The organism is Nocardioides sp. OK12, assembly GCF_024341885.1.
Lineage (GTDB): Bacteria > Actinomycetota > Actinomycetes > Propionibacteriales > Nocardioidaceae > Nocardioides > Nocardioides marinisabuli.
In genome coordinates this window covers 132227-153030 of record NZ_BNET01000008.1, presented here as the reverse complement: position 1 = coordinate 153030, position 20804 = coordinate 132227, and the positions used below count along the sequence as shown (strand labels likewise).

Below are 20804 nucleotides of genomic sequence, written 5' to 3'. Positions count from 1 at the left end.
CCACTCGGCGAGGGATTCGAGTCGCGTGCCCCGACCTGCCACCATCGCAGCATGCTCGAAGCACGCGAGGCGAACCTCACCATCGACCTGTGCCTGCGGGTCGGGGAGGTCCTGCTCTCCTCCGGCGCCGGCGCGGCCGACGTCACGGCCACGATGCAGGGCGTCGCGCGCGAGCTGGGCATGCGCAACGCCGACGTGGACATCACCTTCACCTCGCTGGCGATGTCCTACCAGGCCAACCCGGAGGAGCCGGCGCTGGGCTCGGCCCGGCAGGTCTCGCGCCGGGCGATCGACTACGACCACCTGACCCAGGTCGACCACCTCGTGCGCCGCATCCTCGACGGGGTGGTCGACGTGCACGAGGCCCGCAGCGAGCTGGCCCAGATCGTCTCCACCGGCCACGACCGCAAGCGGTGGGCGGTCACCGGCGGCTGGGGGCTGATGTGCGGCGGCGTCGCGATCCAACTGGGCGGCGGTCCGCTGGTGATCGGTCTGGCGATGCTCTCGGCGATCATCATCGACAAGGTCCAGGACCGCATGCAGCGGCGCCGGATGCCGTCGTTCTACCAGCAGGTCGTCGGCGGGGGAGTGGCCACGCTGCTGGCCCTGGGGGTCGGCGCCACGCCGCTCTCGGTCAACGTCTCGCTGGTCGTGACCGCCAACATCATCATGCTGCTGGCCGGGATCGGATTCATGGGCGCCCTCCAGGACGCCCTGACCGGGTTCTACGTCACCGCCTCGGCGCGCCTGCTCGAGGCGTTCCTGGCCACCGCGGGCATCATCGCCGGGGTGACCGGTGGCCTGAGCGTGGCCAGCTCGCTGGGCGTGCGGATCCCCCAGCTGGAGCCGGGCGTGGCCAACCTGCAGACCGTCGGCATGCTGGCCCTCGGCTCGGCGGTCGCGGCCTCCGCGTTCGCCTACTCCACCTACGCCCCGCGCCGCATCCTGCTGCCGATCGCGCTGGTCGCCGCCACCGCCATCTCCATCAGCCGCGTCATCGAGCTGGCCGAGGTCGGCCGCGCCTGGTCGGTGGCCATCGCGGCGCTCTTCGTGGGCCTGGTCAGCTTCACCGTCTCCGGCCGCATGCGCGTGCCGCCCCTGGTCGTGGTGGTCCCGGCGATCGTGCCGATGCTGCCGGGCCTGTCGATCTACCGCGGCCTGACGCTGCTCAGCGAGGGCGGCAGCGCGACCTCGCCGGGCCTGCTGGCGATGGTCGCCGCGATCTCGGTGGCGATCGCGCTGGCCAGCGGCGTGATCCTCGGCGAGTACGTCGCCCAGCCGCTCAAGCGCGAGGCCCAGCGCGTCGAGGCGCGCCTGGCCGGTCCGCGCCTGGTCGGCCCGGTGCACGTCATGAGCAGCACCCGTCGTCGCCGCCGCAAGCGCGCGGAGGCCGCGCAGGAGGCGCGCGAGGCGGGCGAGTCGGGCGAGTCGAGCGGCGCGGGGTCCTAGCGCCCCTCGGCGCCCTGTGCGGCCCCGGCCGTCGCGGCCAGCCGCCGCAGCCAGCGCTCGGCGTGCCCGTCGTACGGCGTCGCGCCGCTGCGTACCTGGCGGTGCACGCTCGCGCACCACTCGCGCGCGGCCGCCTGGACGTCGTCGGGGTAGCCGAACGCGACCCGGTGCTCCTCGAACTCGTCCTCGTCGTCGACGTAGACGCGTCCGTCGGCGGTGCGCACGACGTCGAGGTCGAGGTCGACCGCGCGCAGCACGTCGCCGTCCCAGACCGGCGGCGTGGCCAGGTCGACGTAGACCGAGGCCCAGATGCCGGGCGCGTGGAAGGTGGCGGCGTACCAGCCCTCGCGCGGGGCGAGGGTCACGGTGTCGACCTCGGAGTGGAAGCGGGCGCCGGGGCGCTGGTGCAGCACGCCGGCGGGCACGCCGATCCAGTCGCCCCACTCGTCCTCGCCGAGCAGCAGGCCGTCGAAGGACCAGTGCGGGCGGTCGCCCCACTTGCTCATCTCGACGCGGACCGGGCGGGGGTCGGGCAGGCTCACCTGCCCGACCCTAGCCGCGCGCCGGGCGTGGTCGGACGTGCCGGCTCAGACGACCGTCGTGTCCTGCGGCAGCACCTTCTTGGCGCCCCTGGCGATGATGTCCTGGTAGCGCGAGCCGGTGATCTTGGCCAGGTGGTGCAGGGCGTGGGCGTCGATGCCGACCAGCGCCCGGGCCTGGTTGCGGGTGATGCCGCGCACGATGATCTCGGCTGCCCGCTCCGGCGTCATCCGGGCGAGCTTCTTGTCGAAGAGCTCGGCGGTCTTCGACTTGTCCTCGCGGGCCGAGACCCGGGCGTTGCGGGCGATCGCGGTCTTGATGCCGCCGGGGTGCACGGCGGTGACGCCGACCGGGTGGCCGGCGACGAGCATCTCCTCGCGCAGCGCCTCGGTCATGCCGCGCACGGCGTACTTCGTCGCGTTGTACATGCTCTGGCCGGGCATCGAGATCAGCCCGAAGAGCGAGGAGATGTTGACGACGTGGCCCTCGCCGGAGGCGATGAGGTGGGGCAGGAACGCCTTGGTGCCGTGCACGACACCCCAGAAGTTGATGCCGATGATCCAGTCGATGTCGTCGTACTCGAGGTCGAGCAGGTCGCCGGCCAGCGCGACGCCGGCGTTGTTGACCACGACGTTGACGCGCCCGAAGTGCGCGGCCACCGCCTCGGCGTAGGCTTCGAAGGCGGCCCGGTCGGCCACGTCGAGACGGTCGCCGCGGACCTCGCGGGCGCCGGCCGCGCGGGCCAGCTCGACGGTGCCGGCCAGGCCGGCCTCGTCGACGTCGCTGAGGGCCAGCAGCGCCCCCTTGCCGGCCAGGTCGAGCGCGAGCGCGCGCCCGATGCCCGATGCTGCTCCGGTGATCACGACGACCTTGTCGCGGAGGTTCTTCATGCGGTCACTGCCTCTCGGTCGGGGGTGCTGCCTGGGTGGCCGGACGGCCGGGGTGAGCCGGGGGAGCCGGGCTCGGCGGTGACGGCGTAGGCCGCCACGTCGAAGCGCGACAGGAGCCGGCGGAAGGTGAAGGTGGTGCGCGGCCACAGCGTGGTGTTGCGGCCGTGCTCGTCGAGGTACCAGCTCGAGCAGCCGCCGGTGCTCCACACGGTGCGCCGCATCCGTCGCTGCAGGTCCTCGTTGAACTCGGCGGTGGCCCGCTCGGTGGGCTCGAGGCTGGCGTAGCGGTCGCGGCGCAGGGTGGCGACCGCGTCGCGCACGTAGGCGACCTGCGACTCGATCATGAAGACCATGCTCGAGTGCCCGAGCCCGGTGTTGGGGCCCACCAGCATGAACAGGTTGGGGAACTCCGGCACCGTGGTGCCCTTGTAGGCCGCCATCCCCGTCTCGGCCCACCGCTCGGCGAGCGTACGACGGGTGCGCCCGGTGGTGTGGTGGGCGAAGGGCAGGTCGGTGGCGGTGAAGCCGGTGGCCACCACCAGCACGTCGACCGGGCGCTCGGTGCCGTCGGCGGTGACGATGCCCGTCGCGCTCACCCGGGCGATCGGGTCGGTGACCAGCTCGACGTTGTCGGCGGCCACGGCGGGGTAGTAGCGGTTGGAGATCAGCACCCGTTTGCAGCCCAGCTCGAAGGTCGGCGTGAGCCGCTCGCGCAGCGCCGGGTCGGCCACCGCCTTGCGCAGGTTGGCCAGCGCGGCCTTCTTGGCCGGCAGTGCGATCCGGGCGTCGACGGTGAAGGCCGGCACGTAGGTCTCGCGGCCCCAGTAGATCGCCGAGCGGTAGGCGCGCTGCAGGCCGGGGACGTGGCGCAGGGCCGCCTTCTCCAGGGCCGAGTAGCGGCGGTCGTGGCGGGGCAGCACGTAGGGCGCGGTGCGCTGGTAGAGGTCGAGGTGGTCGACGACCTCCTGGAGCTCGGGCACGATCTGGATGGCCGAGGCGCCGGTGCCGATGACGGCGACGCGCTTGCCGCGCAGGTCGACCGAGTGGTCCCAGCGGGCGGAGTGGAAGACCTCGCCGGCGAAGTCGTCGATGCCCTCGATCTCGGGCAGCCGCGGCTCGGAGAGGCTGCCGGCGCCCATCAGCAGGGTGCGCGAGGTCCACCGGGTCCGCCCGTCGGGGCCCTCGGTGGTCACGCTCCAGCGCTGGGCCGCCTCGTCCCAGGCGGCGTCGAGGAAGGCGGTGCGCAGCTCGACGCGGTCGAGCACGCCCGACTCGCGCGCCACCCGCTGCAGGTAGGCCTGGATCTCCGGCTGCGGCGAGAAGGACATCGACCAGTCGGGGTTGGGGGCGAAGGAGAAGGAGTAGAGCTGGCTCGGCACGTCGCAGGCGGCGCCGGGGTAGCTGTTGTCGCGCCAGGTGCCGCCGACGTCGTCACCCTTCTCGACGACCACGAGGTCGTGCTCGCCGTCCTCGGCGAGCTTGATGGCGGCGCAGAGGCCGGCGAAGCCGGCGCCGACGACCAGGTGGTCGACGGTCCGCGTGCGGGAGGGAGCGGTGGTGGACATGTGTGCACGGTATTGGCGTTATTGAATGAGTGTCAATAGACTGTCGGCCGTGAGCACCGGCACACCCGCACCCCGCACCCGGCTGAGCCCCGAGCAGCGCCGATCGCAGCTGCTCGACCTCGGTGTGCGCCTGCTGGCCACCCGCTCGGTCGACGAGCTCAGCATCGACCTGCTCGCCGAGGAGGCCGGCATCTCCCGCGGCCTGCTCTACCACTACTTCGGCAACAAGCAGGCCTTCCACGAGGCCGTGGTGCGCCGCGCCGCCGACGACCTGATCAGCCAGACGGCCCCGCCGGTCGAGGGCGACCCGGTGCACCGGCTGCTGGTCTCGGTGACGGCGTACGTCGACTACGTGGACGCCAACTACGAGGGCTACCTCTCGCTGGTGCGCGGCGCCGCGAGCGGCAACGAGACCATGCGCGCGATCTACGACGACGCGCGGCGCGCGCTGACCGACCGGATCTTCGACGAGGACCCCCACGGCAACCTCGTGCCCGACACCCCGGCGGCCCGGCTGCTCCTGCGCGGCTGGGCGTCGATGGTCGAGGAGGTCGTGCTGCGCTGGAAGGTGACCCCCGACGGGATCACCCGCGACCAGCTGCTCGAGCTGGTCGCGGGCTCGCTGCCGGCGCTGGCCGGTCTGCTGCCCGAGGAGCAGTAGCCGGACGTACGGTCGAGAGTGTGGAGTCTCGGATGAACCAGGTTGATCCAGGACTCCACACTCTCCCTGATCCACGGACGAGCGTGGCGCCCGATCGTCGGCACGAGCGCACCGCTCGGGGACGTCCGGCCGGGTGAGCGGTGCGTCAGCAACCAGATGCGGCCGACGAACGGTTGCTGGATCACCGCTGACCCGTGAGCACGACCGACCGTGGACCGGGAAACGCCCGCTCAGGCGCCGCGGACGACCTCGGCGAGCTGGTCCAGGCCCCAGGCGAGGTCCTCGGCGGAGATCACCAGCGGCGGGGCCAGGCGGATCGTCGAGCCGTGGGTGTCCTTGGCGAGCACGCCACGCGCCATCAGGGCCTCGCAGACCTCGCGGCCGGTGCCGACGGCGGGGTCGATGTCGATGCCGGCCCACAGCCCGCGCACCCGCACCGCGAGCACGCCGTGGCCCACGAGGGCCTCGAGGCGCTCGCGCAGGATGGTGCCGAGCTCGGCGGCGCGGGCCTGGTGCTCGCCGGTGGCGAGCATCCGCACCACGGCCAGGCCCACGGCGCAGGCCAGCGGGTTGCCGCCGAAGGTGGAGCCGTGCTGGCCGGGGCGCAGCACGCCGAGCACGTCGCGGTCGGCGACCACGGCCGAGACCGGCACGATGCCGCCGCCGAGGGCCTTGCCGAGCACGTAGAGGTCGGGGACGACGTCCTCGTGGTCGGAGGCGAAGGTCTTGCCGGTGCGGCCGAGGCCGGCCTGGATCTCGTCCATCGCCATCAGCACGTCGGTGCGGGTGCACAGCTCGCGCAGGTCGCGCAGGAAGCCGTCGGGGGGCAGCACGACGCCGCCCTCGCCCTGGATCGGCTCCATCAGCACGCCGACGGTGTTCTCGTCGATGGCCGCCTCGACGGCCGCGATGTCGCCGTACGGCACCATCTCGAAGCCGGGCGCGTAGGGGCCGAAGCCGTCGCGGGCGTCGGGGTCGTCGGAGAAGCCGACGATGGTGGTGGTGCGGCCGTGGAAGTTGCCCGAGGCGACGATGATCTTGGCCTGGCCGGGGGTCACGCCCTTGACCTCGTAGCCCCACTTGCGCATCACCTTGATGGCGGTCTCGACGGCCTCGGCGCCGGTGTTCATCGGCAGCACCAGCTCCTTGCCGCACAGGTCGCCGAGCTCGGCGCAGAAGTCGGCGAACTGGTCGTGCACGAAGGCGCGGCTGGTCAGCGTGAGGCGGTCCAGCTGCTCGTGCGCGACGCGCAGCAGCTCGGGGTGGCTGTGGCCGAAGTTGAGCGCGGAGTAGCCCGCGAGCAGGTCGAGGAAGCGCGTGCCCTCGACGTCGGTCATCCAGGCGCCCTCGGCGTGCTCGACCACGACCGGCAGCGGCTTGTAGTTGCGGGCCGTGCGGGCCTCGGAGCGCTGGAAGAGCTCGCTGCTGGAGCGGGACTCGGTCGCGGATGCCGTCATGGCGTTCCTCCTGCTGGGACGAAGGTGGCCGGCACGGCGTCGGCGTGCAGGTCGTGGGAGATCGTGCGGGTCTACGACTCCCAGAGGACCAGATCGCGCCCCGAAATCCAAGATCGCGCGTGATCGTACGGCGGCGGTGCGCCGCCGCGCGCTCGGGGCGAGTTGTCGTCGCGGCCCGTGAGCCACGTAACCTGCCGCCCGACACGCGGTCTGGTGCCGCTCCGCCCGACCGTCTGGACCGCTCCATGCTCCTCCCGCGCGCGCACGCCTCCGTGCTCTCCGCCCTGCTCCTGCTCGCCCTGCTGCTGGGGGTCACGGCCCCCGTCTCCGCCGAGGAGACCCGGGGGGAGGCAGCGCCCCGCGAGGCCAGAACTGCCTCAGTCACGTTCCCCGACATCAGGGGGATCAACCCGACGCTCGACGAGTACGTGGTCGAGGTAGGTGCGAGCGACTACGACAGCCTGCGGGCGGCCTGGAAGGGTCATCGGACAACGTTGGCACCCGAGGGATCGACCGTCGTCGCCCTGCCGGTCGACGGCATCGGGACCATCGTGGTGTCGGGGTGTGTGGCGGAGAAGTGCAAGGAACTCGTGCGCTCGAAGCGCTTCACCGTCCTGCGCGCCCTGCACTCGTCCTGGGGTGGCACGGTGCGCGCCAACGCGGAGCCGGCCGTCGTCACGGGCGTCCTCGAGCGAGGGGCGCCGAGCGGCACCGGCAACGTCGCCTGGGACCTCGTCCCCGCCGACTCGGCTGCCCCGGCGACCGCGCCGGTCGCGTCGGGCAAGACCGGGTACTCGACGGGGTTCGCAATACCGGCACCGACGCTGCGTTTCAGCGTGCAGGTACCGCCTGAGGTGCCGGAGGCGACGTACGAGCTCCGCGCCCGCCTCACGAGCAGCACACCGACCTTCGGCGAGCTCGAGGGCGAGCTGAGCGGCACCGTGGTCGTCGACCGGACCGCCCCGGTCATCGAGTCGCTCGAGACCTCCCGCGACGACGTCTACCCGCCTCGGGACCAGTACCGCGACAACGTCGCGATCAAGGCGTTGGCGTCGCCCGACACGGCGAGTGGGTCCTACTCCATACGGAGCGCCACCGGTGAGGTCGTCCAGAGGGGCCAGCTCGACCGGCGTGGGGACGAGGGCGTGTGGCGCGCCAGCTGGCGGGGCGAGTCCTCCTTCGGCCAGACCCTGCCGACCGGGGACTACGTGGTGCACGCCGACGTGGTCGACGAGGCCGGCAACCGGAGCGCCCCCGCGCAGACCACCGTCGCCGTCGTGGCCCAGCGCGTCAGGCAACGCAAGTTCGTCATGAGGCTGCGGCCTACGGACGTGGAGCTCGACCGCAACGTGGGCCGGTGCTCCCGCTTGAAGAGTCCCTCCTCGCGCCGGAGCCCGGGTTCGGTCGGCTTCTTCTCGGCGCTGCGCTGCGACAAGCCGGCGCAGGCGCACGTCGTCACGTCCAACGGCGTCTACCTGCCGCACACCGTCGACGGTCGTTACAAGAACTTCCAGCTGAGCGTCACCGGCGGCCGGTCCAAGCGGCACCGCAACAAGGCGCAGGCGTACCTGGTCGTCCACCTCGTGGACCCCAAGGGCCGTCTCGTCGAGCGCACCCAGCTGGGTCGCCGCTACCGGCAGTGGCGACTCGACAAGGTCCATGACGACCTGGTGCACGACCGTGAGACCGCGCGGCCCTACGTCATCTGGAACGTCGGCCTGAGCGAGGGCAGCCGCTACGACGTCGACGAGTACCGGCTGCGCGGCTTCCGCAGCGTCCTCAAGGACGTCCCCACCGACTGAGCCCGACCCACGCCGACCCGGCCGGTGCGAACCGGCCGAGTCGGCGGGGTGTGGGGGTGTTTGAGAGGATCGGCTGGTCATGGACGCGGCAGGTACGACGGCACCCGAGCCGACCAGCAGCCCGCTCGAGATCTCCTACCCGCCCGAGCTGCCGGTCACCCAGCGCCGCGAGGACATCGCAGAGGCGATCCGCGACCACCAGGTCGTCGTGGTCGCGGGCGAGACCGGGTCGGGCAAGACCACCCAGCTGCCGAAGATCTGCCTCGAGCTGGGCCGCGGGCGCTCCACCGAGCACACCGCGCGCGACGGGAGGACCCGACGGCGCGGCGGGCTGATCGGGCACACCCAGCCCCGCCGGATCGCGGCGCGCTCGGTGGCCGAGCGGATCGGCGACGAGCTCGGCCAGCCGCTGGGCGAGGAGTCGGTGGTCGGCTACCAGGTGCGCTACAACGACCGCACCTCGCGCGCCACGCGGGTCAAGCTGATGACCGACGGCATCCTGCTCGCCGAGCTGCAGCGCGACCGGATGCTGTGGAAGTACGACACGATCATCATCGACGAGGCCCACGAGCGCTCGCTCAACATCGACTTCCTGCTCGGCTACCTCAAGCGGCTGCTGCCGCGCCGCCCCGACCTCAAGCTGGTCATCACCTCCGCGACCATCGACGTCGAGCGCTTCGCCACCCACTTCGCCGACCGCGACGGCAACCCCGCCCCGGTCGTGGAGGTCTCCGGTCGCACCTACCCCGTCGAGGTCCGCTACCGCCCGCTCCTGGACCTCGGCGAGGACGACGAGGACGGCGAGCCGGTCCAGCGCGACCAGACCGAGGCGATCGTCGACGCGGTGCGCGAGCTCAGCGCCGAGGGCCCCGGTGACGTGCTGGTCTTCCTGCCCGGCGAGCGCGAGATCCGCGACACCGCCGACGCCCTGGCCGAGCTGACCACCTCCACCCGCGGCGGCGGCACCGAGGTGGTGCCGCTCTACTCGCGGCTCTCGGCCGCCGAGCAGCACCGCGTCTTCTCCTCCCACACCGGTCGCCGCATCGTGCTGGCCACCAACGTCGCCGAGACCTCCCTGACCGTGCCCGGCATCCGGTACGTCGTCGACACCGGCGTCGCGCGCATCTCGCGCTACTCCGCGCGCACCAAGGTGCAGCGGCTGCCGGTCGAGCCGATCAGCCAGGCCTCGGCCAACCAGCGCTCCGGGCGCTGCGGCCGGGTCGCGGCCGGCATCGCGGTCCGGCTCTACTCCGAGGAGGACTTCGAGGCCCGCCCCGAGTTCACCGACCCCGAGATCCTGCGCACCAACCTGGCCAGCGTCATCCTGCAGATGACCAGCCTGGGCCTCGGCGACGTCGCCGGCTTCCCCTTCGTCGAGCCGCCCGACCGCCGCAACGTCGCCTCCGGCGTGCAGCTGCTCGAGGAGCTCGGCGCCTTGCAGGTCGGCGGCGACAAGGGCCCCCGGCTGACCCGTCTGGGCCAGCGGCTGGCCCGGATGCCCCTCGACCCGCGCCTGGGCCGGATGGTGCTCGAGGCCGAGGGCCTCGGCTGCCTGCGCGAGGTGCTGGTCATCACCGCGGCGCTGAGCCTGCAGGACCCGCGCGAGCGGCCCGCCGAGCAGCGCGCCCAGGCCGACCAGCAGCACGCCCGCTTCAACGCCGAGGAGTCCGACTTCCTCACCTGGTTGAACCTGTGGCGCTACGTCAAGGAGCAGCAGAAGGAGCTCAGCTCGAGCGCCTTCCGCCGCATGTGCAAGCGGGAGTTCCTCAACTACCTGCGGGTGCGCGAGTGGCAGGACTTCGAGTCCCAGCTGCGCCAGGTCTGCAAGGAGATGGGCCTCGACCTGGGACGCACCGGCTCGGCCGGTGGGGCGGCGTACGACGCCGACGGCATCCACCAGTCGCTGCTCTCGGGGCTGCTGTCGCAGATCGGCGTGCTCGAGGAGCGTGACAAGCCGGCGCCGGGGGCCAAGCCCAAGGGGCGGCGCCCGATGCGCGAGTACCAGGGCGCCCGCGGCGCCCGCTTCGCGATCTTCCCCGGCAGCGGGTTGTCGAGGAAGAACCCGGCCTACGTGATGGCCGGCGAGCTCGTCGAGACCAGCCGGCTGTGGGCGCGCCAGGTCGCGGCCATCGACCCCGCCTGGGCCGAGCGCCTGGGCGGTGACCTGGTCAAGCGCACCTTCTCGGAGCCGCACTGGAGCACCAAGCGCGCCGCCGTGATGGCCTACGAGCGCGCCACCCTGTACGGCGTCCCGTTGGTCGCCGACCGGCTCGTCTCCTACGGCAAGGTCGACCGCGAGGTCGCGCGCGAGCTGTTCATCCGCCACGCCCTGGTGCAGGGCGAGTGGCGCACCCAGCAGAAGTTCCTCGAGCGCAACCGCCAGCGGCTCGAGGAGGCCGCCGAGCTCGAGCACCGGGCCCGGCGCCGCGACATCGTCGTCGACGAGGAGACCCTCTTCGACTTCTACGACGCCCGCGTGGGCCCCGACGTGGTCAGCGGCGCGCACTTCGACCAGTGGTGGAAGAAGGAGCGCCAGCGCGACGGCCGGCTGCTCGACTTCGACCCCTCGATGCTGACCCACGACACCGCCGAGGAGGTGCGCGAGGACGACTACCCCGAGCAGTGGGAGGGCGAGGGGCTGACCTTCTCGATCGCCTACCACTTCGAGCCGGGCGCCGCCGACGACGGGCTGACCATCGACGTGCCGGTCGCGACCCTCAACCGGGTCGCCGCCGACGACTTCTCCTGGAACGTGCCGGGCCTGCGCGAGGAGCTGGTGACCAGCCTGATCCGCAGCCTGCCCAAGAACCTGCGGGTCAGCTTCGTGCCCGCCCCCGACAAGGCCCGCGAGTTCCTGCGGTCCACGCCGCCGGGGGAGGAGCCGCTGCTCGACGCCCTCGAGCGCTGGTGCCGCGCCACCGGCGGGGTCGTGGTGCCCCGCGAGGCCTGGGACTGGACCAAGGTGCCCGAGCACCTGCGCCCCACCTACCGCGTCGTCGACGACCGCGGGCGCGAGCAGGCTCGCGGCAAGGACCTCGAGGCGCTCAAGGCGCCGCTGCGCGGGCAGTTCACCCAGGCGCTGGCCGACGTCGCCTCCGACTCGGGCCTGGCGCGCACCGGCGAGACCACGTGGGTCTTCGGCGACCTGGAGGCCTCCTTCACCCAGAAGCGCGCCGGCCACGAGGTGACCGCCTACCCCGGCCTGGTCGACGAGGGCGCCACCGTCGGCCTGCAGGTCGCCGGCTCCGAGGACGAGCGCGACGCCCGGCACCGCCTGGGCGTTCGCCGGCTGCTGCTGCTCGACCTCGACCGGGGCGGCGACGCCTCGGTCAAGCGCGTCCTCGACGGCCTCGACAACGCCCAGAAGCTCGGCCTCGCCGGCTCGCCCTACCCCTCGGTGGCCGAGCTGCTCGAGGACTGCCGCGCCGCGGTCGTGCAGGAGGCGGTCGACACGCGCCCCGCGGTGCGCACCCGGGCGGCGTACGACGCGCTGCTGGGGGTGGTGGGCGCCGACCTCGAGGCGCGGCTGCGGGGCGTCCTGGCCGACGTGGTGCGGGTGCTGGAGGCGTGGCGTCGCGCCGAGAAGGCGCTGTCGGGCCGCGCCGAGATGATGGTGCTGCCCGCGCTGACCGACATGCGGGCCCAGCTCGAGCGGCTGGTGCACCGCGGCTTCGTCGCCCAGGCCGGGCCGTCACGGCTGCGGCGCTACCCGACCTACCTCGCCGCCCTGCTGGTCCGCCGCGAGAAGCTCGACGGCGGGCACCTCGCGGTCGGGCAGGACCGTCGCCTGATGGACGCCGTCGCCGAGCTGCAGGAGTCCTACCTGCACCGCCTGGCGGCCCTGCCCGAGGGGCGGCCGCCCGGCGAGGCGCTGCGCACCGTGCGCTGGATGCTGGAGGAGTACCGCGTCTCGCTGTGGGCCCAGCAGCTCGGCACCGACGGGCCCGTCTCCGACCAGCGCATCCGCAAGGTCCTCGGCTGAGGCGCCGGGCGTAGCGTGGGGCCGGTGAGCAGCTCCACGCCCTCCCCGCGCGGCCGACCGCACCACCGACCGGTCCCGGCCACCGCGAAGTTCTTCGACGAGGTCGAGGGCGGGGTCGACCCCGCCCTGGTCACCGAGGCCGCCGACCGCGCCGCGCAGCTGCTGGTGCGCGGGGCCCGCGAGAGCGGCGACGAGGCGGTGGCCGAGCGGCTGCTGCACCTCGCCGACACCGAGGGCATCGAGGCGGTCGCCGAGGTGTGGGCCGGCTCGCCCGCCGACTCGCTGGCCGGCTGCCTGTGGCGGCTCTACCTGCTGCGCTCGTGGGTGCACGCCGAGCCGGTGCGCGCCGCGGGCGAGTTCGAGGACGGGCGCACGCGCGCCCCGGTCGCCCGGGTGCTGGCCGGGGTGGCCGAGCCGCCAGGCCCCGACGAGCTCAAGGCGATGGTCGACGAGGTGCTGCGCGGCATCGCCGAGGGTGACTTCGCCGACGTCCTGTTCCGCGGCGCGGCCTTCGCGCGGGTCGTCAGCGCCGGCCGCGCGGCGCGCGCCGAGACCGCCCACGACGACGTACGCCGCATGCTCGCGGTCGCCGAGCAGCTCGAGGCCGCCGGTCACGCCGAGCTCGCCGGGCGCCTGGCCTGAGCCCTGCCGGAGGGCGCTGCCCGCGGTCGACTTGAGCCACGCGCCACAGCCCTTATGCTTGACCACGGTGCGCCGGGCCGCGGCAGCCCCGGGTCCCACAATAAGCCGCTACGAGCGGCCACGCGCCGTGAGGCGCTCCCGGTCCGGCGTACCATCACAGGCCTCATGAGCTTCCTGCCCAAGGCCTTCTCCCGCACCCGTGGTGCCTCGACCGGCGGTCCGCGGGCCAAGGGTCCCGTCCCGCGGCTGCGCCGCGCCCCGCGCGTCACCTACGCGCCGAACCGCGACGGGCGCCCCGACCCCGGCGAGGTCGTGTGGGCCTGGGTGCCCTACGAGGAGGACGCCTCGCAGGGCAAGGACCGCCCCGTGCTGCTGGTCGCCGCCGACCGCGCCCACGTCTACGGGCTGATGCTCACCAGCCAGGACCACGACCGCGACGCCGCCGACGAGGCGCGCTGGGGCCGGCACTGGATGGACGTCGGCTCGGGGGCCTGGGACCGCGAGCGGCGACCCAGCGAGGTGCGCCTGGACCGGCTGCTGCGCCTCGACCCCGCCGACGTACGGCGCGAGGGCGCGGCGCTGGAGCGCTCGATCTTCGAGGCCGTCGTGGCGGAGGCCCGCCGCTTCCACCGCCTGGGGTGAGACGAGAGTCGGCTCACGTTGCGCGATCGTGACCGCGCACCCGGTCCGCGGACTGGGTCGTGCTGGATAGGGTGGCGCGGCAGATCCCCGACGGACGAGGTGGCAGTGGAGAGCAAGCGCAGGCATGCCCGGCGGGGTGTGGCCACGGTCGTGGCGCTGCTGGGCCTCGGGCTGGTGGCGACCGCGTGCGACAGCGACGCCGGCAACGAGCCGCTGCCGGGTCCCGACCCGGTGACCGCACCCCAGGCCAAGGTCGAGCTGACCCTCGGCGTGTGGGGCAAGAAGGAGGAGGTCGCCGGCTACCAGAAGGTCGTCGAGGACTACAACGAGGCCTCCACGACCAGCACGGTGACCATCGAGTCCTGGCCCGACCGCGACGCGCTCGACGACGCGCTGCGCGCCGGCGAGGCCAGCCCCGACGTCTACCTGGCCTCGCGGCGCGACCTGACCTTCCTGCGCGAGGAGGGCTTCGCGATGCCCGTCGACGAGCTGCTCGACGAGCGCTCGGTCGAGTTCGGCGACGGCTACTCCCGCGACGCGCTCGAGGCGTTCTCCGCCGACACCCGGCTGCAGTGCATGCCCTTCGGCGTCTCGCCGATGGTGATCTACCGCAACACCGACCTCGTCGACCTGGAGCGGATGTCGGAGCTCGAGCTCGACGTGCCCTCGCCCGACTCGAACCGCTTCACCTTCGACGAGTTCCGCGCCGCGGCCGAGTTCGCCACCAAGCCGCGCAAGCGCAGCAAGGGCGTCTACATCGAGCCGTCGCTGCGCGGGCTGGCGCCCTTCATCTACTCCGGCGGCGGCGAGATCTTCGACGACGCCGACATGCCCTCCTCGCTGGCGCTCTCGAGCGACGAGTCGCGCGAGGCGCTCGAGCGGACCCTCGAGCTGCTGCGGCGACCGAACCTGACCCTCAGCGAGGAGCAGCTCGACAAGGCCACGCCGCTGGAGTGGTTCGAGCGCGGCAGGCTCGGCATGATCGCCGGCTACCGAGACCTGGTGCCCGAGCTGCGCGACGTCGAGGGCCTGGAGTTCGACGTGCTGCCGATGCCGACCCTCGACTCCGCGGCCACGATCGGCGACCTGACCGGGCTGTGCCTCAACCCGGCCACCGAGTCGGTCAACGAGTCCGCCGACCTGCTGGTCCACATGATCTCCGACGAGGTCGTCAGCGAGCTGACCCGCACCGGCTACCTGGTGCCGGCCAACCAGCAGGTCGCGCTGACCGAGGACTTCACCCAGCCCGCGCTCCAGCCCGACCGCGCCGACCTGTTCACCTACTCGGTGCGCTCGATGCGGGTGCCGCCGCTGCTCGACACCTGGACGCCCCTGCAGAGCCTGGTCGACGGTCCGATCGCCGAGCTGGTGACCGCCCCCGGCGTGCTGGACCTCGAGACCGCCACCGCGGAGATCGACCAGCTCTCCCGCGAGGTCCTCGACCCCGAGGGGCTCCAGCAGGAGCTCGAGGAGCTCCAGGAGTCGGAGGACGCCGAGAGTCCTGAGGACTCCGGGGAGACCGACGGGGAGGGTTAGTCCCTGACCTTCCACACCGCGACACGCGGGTGGGAGGTGTTGAACGTCAGGGACTATCCGTCCTGCGGACCGGCGCCGGCGGTGTCGTCGGGCTCGGGCTCGGCGGGCGGCTCCTCGTCGCCGCGCAGCACGGCGTCGACGATGACCGGGCCGACCAGCCCGACCTGCCAGGGGCGCGCCCCGAGCGACTCGAGCGCCTCGGCGACCTCGGCGGCCAGCGCCTCGGGCTCGCGGGTGGCCGGCGGGGCCCACAGCACCCGGCGCAGGTGGTCGGGGGTGAGCAGGTTCTCCAGCGGCATGCCGTGCTCCTCGGCCAGCCCGCTCATCGCCTCGCGCGCGATCACCAGGCGCCGCGCGGCCACCGGGTCGCGGTCGGCCCAGGCGCGCGGCGGCGGCGGTCCGTCGGTGCGCGGCGTGCGCGTGGGCAGCTCGGACTCGGGCAGCTCGGCCACCTCGCGCAGCACCGCGGCGAAGCGCGAGGAGTAGCGGTCGGCGCCCCGGCCGTGGAAGCCCTTGACGGCCATCAGCGCGGTGCGGTCGGTCGGCAGCACGGCAGCGGTGGCCGCCGCGGTCAGCGCCGAGTCGGGCACGATGCGCCCGGGGGTCACGTCGCGCTGCTCGGCGATCTCGTCGCGCAGCTCCCACATCGCCTTGACCGCGCCGAGGGCGCGGCGCCCGCGGACCTTGTGCAGGCCCGACGTACGCCGCCAGGCGTCGACGCGCACCGGCGCCTCGAAGCTGCGCAGCGCCTCGAACTCCTGGCGGGCCCACTCGTCCTTGCCGGTGGCCACCAGCTCGGCGGCGATCAGGTCGCGCAGCTCGACGAGCACCTCGACGTCGAGGGCGGCGTACTCGAGCCAGGGCCGGGGGAGCGGGCGCGTGGACCAGTCGACGGCCGAGTGCTCCTTCTTCATCCGGCGACCGATCAGGGTCTCGACCAGCGTCGCCAGGCCGACCCGCGGGTAGCCCAGCAGGCGCCCGGCGAGCTCGGTGTCGAAGAGCTCGGTGGGCCGCAGGCCCTCGGCGCGCAGGCAGGGCAGGTCCTGGGTGGCGGCGTGCAGGATCCACTCGGCGTCGCCGATGGCTTCCTGCAGCGGCGCGAGGCCGTCGAAGGCGATCGGGTCGAGCAGGTGGGTGCCCGAGCCCTCGCGGCGCAGCTGGATCAGGTACGCGCGGTTGGAGTAGCGGTAGCCCGAGGCCCGCTCGGCGTCGATGGCCACCGGGCCGCTGCCGGCGGCGATCGCCTCGCACAGCTCGTCGAGGCCGGTCTTGGTGTCGACGACCTCGCCGAGGCCGTCGCGCAGGGTGAGCAGCGGTGCGGGTTCGGGGGCCGGGGTCTCGGCGGTCTCAGGCGTCTCGGGGGTCTCCGGCTCGGGCTGCCCGGGCTGCCCGGGCTGCTCGGGGACCTCGGAGGACGGACTGGCGGCCATCAGCGGGAGCCGCGCTGACCGCGCCGGCTCGGGAGCACGGCGACGCCCTCGGGCACCGGCTCGAGACCGGCGGCGGTGCACAGCAGCTCGCCCCAGGCCTCGACGTGGGGGACGGTGTCGGGCACGCCGTCGTCGTCGACCGTCGGCGTCCACGAGGCCCGGACCTCGATCTGGGCGGTGCCGCCCTCATCGGCCATCGAGCCGAACGCCTCGGTGGCCACCCGGGTCACGGTGCCCGACTGGTGGGAGTACGACGCCCCGTGGGCGTCGAGCGCGTCGGTGAGCCAGCTCCAGCCCACCCCCGCGAGCAGCGGGTCGCTGACCAGCTCGACCTCGATCTCGGCGCGCACGTAGGCCACGCAGCGGAACGTGCCGCCCCAGGCGTCGTTGCCCTCGGGGTCGTGCAGCAGGATGATCCGCCCGGTCGCCACGTCGGTGTCGTCGACGGTGACGTCGGCGCTGAGCGCCGACGCCCACGGGGCGATGCGCTGCGGGGCGGGCATCTCCTCGCACAGCACCTCGGGGCGCAGCCGCGCCTGGCGCAGGCCGGCGACGGCCGCGGTGAACTCGGTGGGGGCTGCGGGCACCCCGGCTCCGGGGTGCGTCTCCTGGCGGACGACCATGCCCCCCACAGTAGGCGCGGGGGCCTCGAACCGATGTGCGGACGCGCCGTGTCACCTGCGACCCTTGACCCGTGACCTCCGTCGCCAGCACCCCGGCCAACCCCGCCCACGACAGCGCGTTCCTGCGCGCGGCCCGAGGCGAGGAGGTGCCGCACACGCCCGTGTGGTTCATGCGCCAGGCCGGTCGCTCGCTGCCGGAGTACCTCCGGGTGCGCGAGGGCGTGGCCATGCTCGACGCCTGCATGGACCCCGAGCTGGTCGTCGAGATCACCATGCAGCCGGTGCGCCGCTACGGCGTCGACGCCGCCATCTTCTTCTCCGACATCGTGCTGCCGCTCAAGGCCGTCGGGGTCGACCTCGACATCGTGCCCGGGGTGGGACCGGTCGTGGCCGAGCCGGTGCGCACCCTCGCCGACGTCGAGCGGATCCCCGACCTGACCCCCGAGCACGTCGGCTTCATCACCGAGGCCGTGCGCGGGCTGGTCGGCGAGCTCGGCGCGACCCCGCTGATCGGCTTCGCCGGCGCGCCGTTCACCGTGGCGTCGTACCTGGTGGAGGGCGGGCCCTCGAAGGAGCACGCGAAGACCAAGGCGATGATGTTCGGCGCACCCGAGGTCTGGGACGCGCTGATGCGCAAGATCGGCGCGATGGCCGCCTCCTACCTCGAGGTGCAGGTCGCGGCGGGCGCCTCGGCCGTGCAGCTCTTCGACTCCTGGGCCGGTGCGCTGACCCCGGCCGACTACGCCGAGCACGTGATGCCGCACTCGACGACGGTGCTCGAGCGCGCCGGGGCGCTGGGCGTGCCGCGCATCCACTTCGGGGTCGGCACCGCCAACCTGCTCGACCTGATGGGCGAGGCCGGGGCCGACGTCGTGGGCGTCGACTGGCGCACCCCGCTGGAGCGGGCGATCCCGCTGGTCGGCGGGCGCGGCGTGCAGGGCAACCTCGACCCGACGCTGGTCTTCGCGCCGACCGAGGTGATGACCGCCCGGGCCGCCGAGGTGATCGAGGCCGGTCGTGCGGCCCGCGGCCACATCTTCAACCTGGGCCACGGCGTCATCCCCTCCACCGACCCCGACCAGCTCGCCCGGCTCACGGAGTTCGTGCAGGGCTACCCGCTCGAGCAGCGCTGACCCTGCGCCGCAGCACCAGCCAGGCCGGTACGCCGAGCAGCAGGGCGAGCGCGGCGAAGGGCAGCAGCGCCCCGGTGACGGTGGCCAGCCCCACCAGCACGGTGGTCAGCCCGTCCCAGCCGGCCCGCAGCCCCGGGACGAAGCCGGCCTCGTCGGTCCCGGGCTCGGTGGCCGCCTCGTCGGTGCGCTCGACGTGCACGGTGATCGTCGACATCGACGTCTGGTCCTCCAGGTAGGCCTGCTGGCGCAGCAACGAGTCGAGCCGTTCCTGGCGCTGGGTCAGCTGGTTCTCGACCGCGACGACGTCGCGGATGGAGCCGGCGCGCTGGAGCAGCTCCTCGATGCGCGCGATGCTGGCGCGCTGCACCCGGATGCGCACCTCGGTGTCGACGACCTGGTTGGTGACGTCCTCGCTGGTCGAGGTCGAGCTCTCGAGGTCGGCGACCTTCTCGAGCTCGTCCATCGCCTCGGTGAACTCGGCGCTGGGCACCCGCAGCACCAGCCGGGTGTCGCGCACCTCGCCGTCCTCGTCGGTGCGGGTCTCGCTGTCGGTGACCTGGCCGCGGTAGCGGTCGGCGACCTTCTGCACGTCGAAGCGGGTGTCGGCGACGTCGTCGCTGCGCAGCGAGACGGTGCCGGTCGAGATCAGCGCCGGCTCCTGCAGCGTCCGCTCGACCGGGCTGGTGGCGTCCTCGGCGGACCCGGCCGCGGAGGCGTTGCGACCGCCCCGGTCCTGGGTGACGCCCGAGTCGAGGCCGACGGCCGGCTCGGCGGCCTCGCCGCCGCCGTCGACGCTGTCGGAGCCGCCGCCGGAGCAGGCGGTCAGCGTGACCAGGAGAGCGAGGCCGGCGCCGGCCCGGAGCAGGTTCAGCAGCAGACGGGGTGAGGTGGCGTCCATGGGGGTGGGACGCCGCCTGCCCCCGGCCGGTTCCCGGCTGGTGGTGCGTGCCAGCACGCGTGCCAGCATGGGGGCGTGCACAGGGACGTCGTGGTCGTCGGGGGCGGGATCGCCGGGCTGGCAGCCGCCCACGAGCTGGCCCTGGCCGGACGCGACGTGCTGCTGCTCGAGGCCTCGCCCGAGCTCGGCGGCAAGCTGCGCGCCCGCGAGGTCGCCGGGGTCGGCGTCGACGTCGGGGCCGAGGCGATGCTCAACCGCCGGCCCGAGGGCGTCGACCTGGCCCGCTCGGTGGGGCTCGAGGTCGAGCACCCCGCAGTGGTCTCCTCCCGGATCTGGACCGGCGGCGCGCTGCGCCCGCTGCCGCGCTCGCTGATGGGCGTCCCGCTCGACCTCGACCAGCTCGACGCCTCCGGCGTGCTCGACCGGGCCGCCCTCGACCGGGTCCGCCGCGAGCCGTCGCTGCCGCCCAGCGAGGTCGGCGACGACGTCAGCGTCGGCGACCTCGTCGACGCCCGGCTCGGGCCGGCCGTCACCGACCTGCTCGTCGAGCCGCTGCTGGGTGGGGTGTACGCCGGGCGCGCCCGGCGGATCTCCGCGCGCGCCGCCGTGCCGCAGCTGGTGGCGATGGCCGAGCGCGGCTCGCTGCTCGAGCAGGGCGCCGCGATGGCGCCCGCGGGGGCGACGTACGCCGCCCCGGTCTTCGCGGGGGTCACCGGCGGCATGGGGCGCCTGCCCGCGGCGGTGGCCGCGGCCGTGCGCGCCGCCGGCGGCGAGGTGCGCACGGGGGCGACCGTGCGGGCGCTGGTCCGCGACGGCGGCGGCTTCCGGCTCACCGTCGGCCCCACCACGGCGGCCGAGACCGTCACCGCCGATGCGGTCGTGCTGGCCACCCCCGCCGCCGCCACCGCGCGGCTGCTGGGCGAGGTCGCTCCCGTCGCCGCCGACGCGCTGGGCGAGGTCGAGACCGCCTCCGTCGGTGTGGTGACCCTGGCCTTCGCCGCCGACGACGTGCCCGACCTGGTCGGCACCGGCTCCTCGGGGTTCCTGGTGCCGCCGGTCGAGGGGCGCGCCATCAAGGCCTCGACCTTCTCCTTCGCCAAGTGGGCCTGGGTGCGCGAGGCCGGCGCCGGTGCCGGGGTGGTGCACCTGCGCACCTCCCTCGGGCGCCACGGCGACGAGGCCGCGCTGCAGGCCCCCGACGAGCGCCTGGTCGAGGTCTCGCTCGCCGACCTGCACGCGGCCCTCGGGCTCCGGGCCCGCCCCTCCGACACCCACGTGCAGCGCTGGGGCGGCGGCCTGCCGCAGTACGCCGTGGGCCACCTCGCCCGGGTGGCGCGGGTGCGCGCGGCCGTGGCCGAGGTGCCGGGGCTGGCGGTGTGCGGGGCGGCGTACGACGGCGTGGGCATCCCCGCGGTCATCGGCTCCGCGCGCCTGGCCGTCCGGGCGCTCTCCCCGCACTGACCGGTCCCTGAGCGGTCCCGCCGTCCCGGTCGTGCCCGGGACCGGACGTGCCGCGTCGTCCCTGCCCCTCGGGACACCGCGCCCCGCAGTCTC

General features: G+C 73.9%; 16 protein-coding genes. 9 read left to right on the top strand and 7 right to left on the bottom strand.

Annotation, left to right across the window (positions count from 1 at the left end):
- The first annotated feature begins 51 nt into the window (after positions 1–51).
- Complete coding sequence (locus OCU29_RS18620; protein ID WP_261821097.1) at positions 52–1449, top strand: threonine/serine exporter ThrE family protein; 1398 nt, start codon at positions 52–54, stop codon at positions 1447–1449.
- Here OCU29_RS18620 and OCU29_RS18615 read toward each other — a convergent pair.
- The 3 genes from OCU29_RS18615 to OCU29_RS18605 are packed head-to-tail and all read right to left on the bottom strand — an operon-like array spanning position 1446 to position 4444.
- Complete coding sequence (locus tag OCU29_RS18615; RefSeq protein WP_261821096.1) at positions 1446–1991, bottom strand: DUF402 domain-containing protein; 546 nt, start codon at positions 1989–1991, stop codon at positions 1446–1448. The genes OCU29_RS18620 and OCU29_RS18615 overlap by 4 nt on opposite strands.
- A gap of 45 nt (positions 1992–2036) precedes the next feature.
- Positions 2037–2879, bottom strand: a complete 843-nt coding sequence (locus tag OCU29_RS18610; RefSeq protein ID WP_261821095.1) for an SDR family oxidoreductase — start codon at positions 2877–2879, stop codon at positions 2037–2039.
- Positions 2876–4444, bottom strand: a complete 1569-nt coding sequence (locus OCU29_RS18605) for an NAD(P)/FAD-dependent oxidoreductase (protein WP_261821094.1) — start codon at positions 4442–4444, stop codon at positions 2876–2878. The genes OCU29_RS18610 and OCU29_RS18605 overlap by 4 nt, the downstream gene beginning before the upstream one ends.
- A gap of 49 nt (positions 4445–4493) precedes the next feature.
- On the opposite strand from OCU29_RS18605, the gene OCU29_RS18600 reads away from it, so the two are divergent.
- A complete protein-coding gene (locus OCU29_RS18600) occupies positions 4494–5105 on the top strand; it encodes a TetR/AcrR family transcriptional regulator (protein ID WP_258017081.1) in 612 nt (203 codons plus the stop codon).
- Between the two features lie 230 nt (positions 5106–5335).
- Here the strand turns inward: OCU29_RS18600 and rocD are convergent, their stop codons facing one another.
- The gene (gene rocD / locus OCU29_RS18595; RefSeq protein WP_179614171.1) at positions 5336–6562 is read right to left on the bottom strand and encodes an ornithine--oxo-acid transaminase; all 1227 of its coding nucleotides are present in this window, start codon (positions 6560–6562) and stop codon (positions 5336–5338) included.
- Positions 6563–6807: 245 nt separating this feature from the next.
- Between rocD and OCU29_RS18590 the strand changes: the two genes are divergently transcribed.
- From OCU29_RS18590 to OCU29_RS18570, 5 genes are all read left to right on the top strand, one after another.
- Positions 6808–8364 carry a hypothetical protein gene (locus OCU29_RS18590; protein ID WP_261821093.1) on the top strand — a complete coding sequence of 519 codons (1557 nt, stop codon included), beginning with the start codon at positions 6808–6810 and terminating at the stop codon, positions 8362–8364.
- A gap of 79 nt (positions 8365–8443) precedes the next feature.
- A complete protein-coding gene (gene hrpA, locus OCU29_RS18585; RefSeq protein ID WP_261821092.1) occupies positions 8444–12346 on the top strand; it encodes an ATP-dependent RNA helicase HrpA in 3903 nt (1300 codons plus the stop codon).
- A 24-nt stretch (positions 12347–12370) separates the two neighbouring features.
- Positions 12371–12988 carry a hypothetical protein gene (locus OCU29_RS18580; RefSeq protein ID WP_179614168.1) on the top strand — a complete coding sequence of 206 codons (618 nt, stop codon included), beginning with the start codon at positions 12371–12373 and terminating at the stop codon, positions 12986–12988.
- Positions 12989–13153: 165 nt separating this feature from the next.
- A complete protein-coding gene (locus OCU29_RS18575; protein ID WP_261821091.1) occupies positions 13154–13630 on the top strand; it encodes a type II toxin-antitoxin system PemK/MazF family toxin in 477 nt (158 codons plus the stop codon).
- Between the two features lie 105 nt (positions 13631–13735).
- Positions 13736–15166 (top strand): ABC transporter substrate-binding protein, encoded by a 1431-nt coding sequence (locus OCU29_RS18570; protein ID WP_261821090.1) that lies wholly within the window; start codon positions 13736–13738, stop codon positions 15164–15166.
- Positions 15167–15219: 53 nt separating this feature from the next.
- On the opposite strand, the gene OCU29_RS18565 is transcribed toward OCU29_RS18570, so the two are convergent.
- Together OCU29_RS18565 and OCU29_RS18560 are read right to left on the bottom strand one after the other, a co-directional pair.
- Positions 15220–16596 carry an HRDC domain-containing protein gene (locus OCU29_RS18565; protein WP_261821089.1) on the bottom strand — a complete coding sequence of 459 codons (1377 nt, stop codon included), beginning with the start codon at positions 16594–16596 and terminating at the stop codon, positions 15220–15222.
- Entirely contained in the window at positions 16596–17219 is a 624-nt protein-coding gene (locus OCU29_RS18560; RefSeq protein ID WP_261821088.1) for a DUF3000 domain-containing protein, read from the bottom strand. The genes OCU29_RS18565 and OCU29_RS18560 overlap by 1 nt, the downstream gene beginning before the upstream one ends.
- 170 nt (positions 17220–17389) lie before the next feature.
- Here OCU29_RS18560 and hemE point away from each other — a divergent pair, with 170 nt between their 5' ends.
- Positions 17390–18352, top strand: a complete 963-nt coding sequence (gene hemE, locus OCU29_RS18555; protein WP_370463684.1) for a uroporphyrinogen decarboxylase — start codon at positions 17390–17392, stop codon at positions 18350–18352.
- Here the strand turns inward: hemE and OCU29_RS18550 are convergent.
- Entirely contained in the window at positions 18312–19307 is a 996-nt protein-coding gene (locus tag OCU29_RS18550; protein WP_261821087.1) for a DUF4349 domain-containing protein, read from the bottom strand. The two genes, hemE and OCU29_RS18550, sit on opposite strands and share 41 nt — an antisense overlap.
- Before the next feature lie 18 nt (positions 19308–19325).
- On the opposite strand from OCU29_RS18550, the gene hemG reads away from it, so the two are divergent.
- A complete protein-coding gene (hemG, locus tag OCU29_RS18545; protein WP_261821086.1) occupies positions 19326–20711 on the top strand; it encodes a protoporphyrinogen oxidase in 1386 nt (461 codons plus the stop codon).
- The last annotated feature ends 93 nt before the right edge of the window (positions 20712–20804 follow it).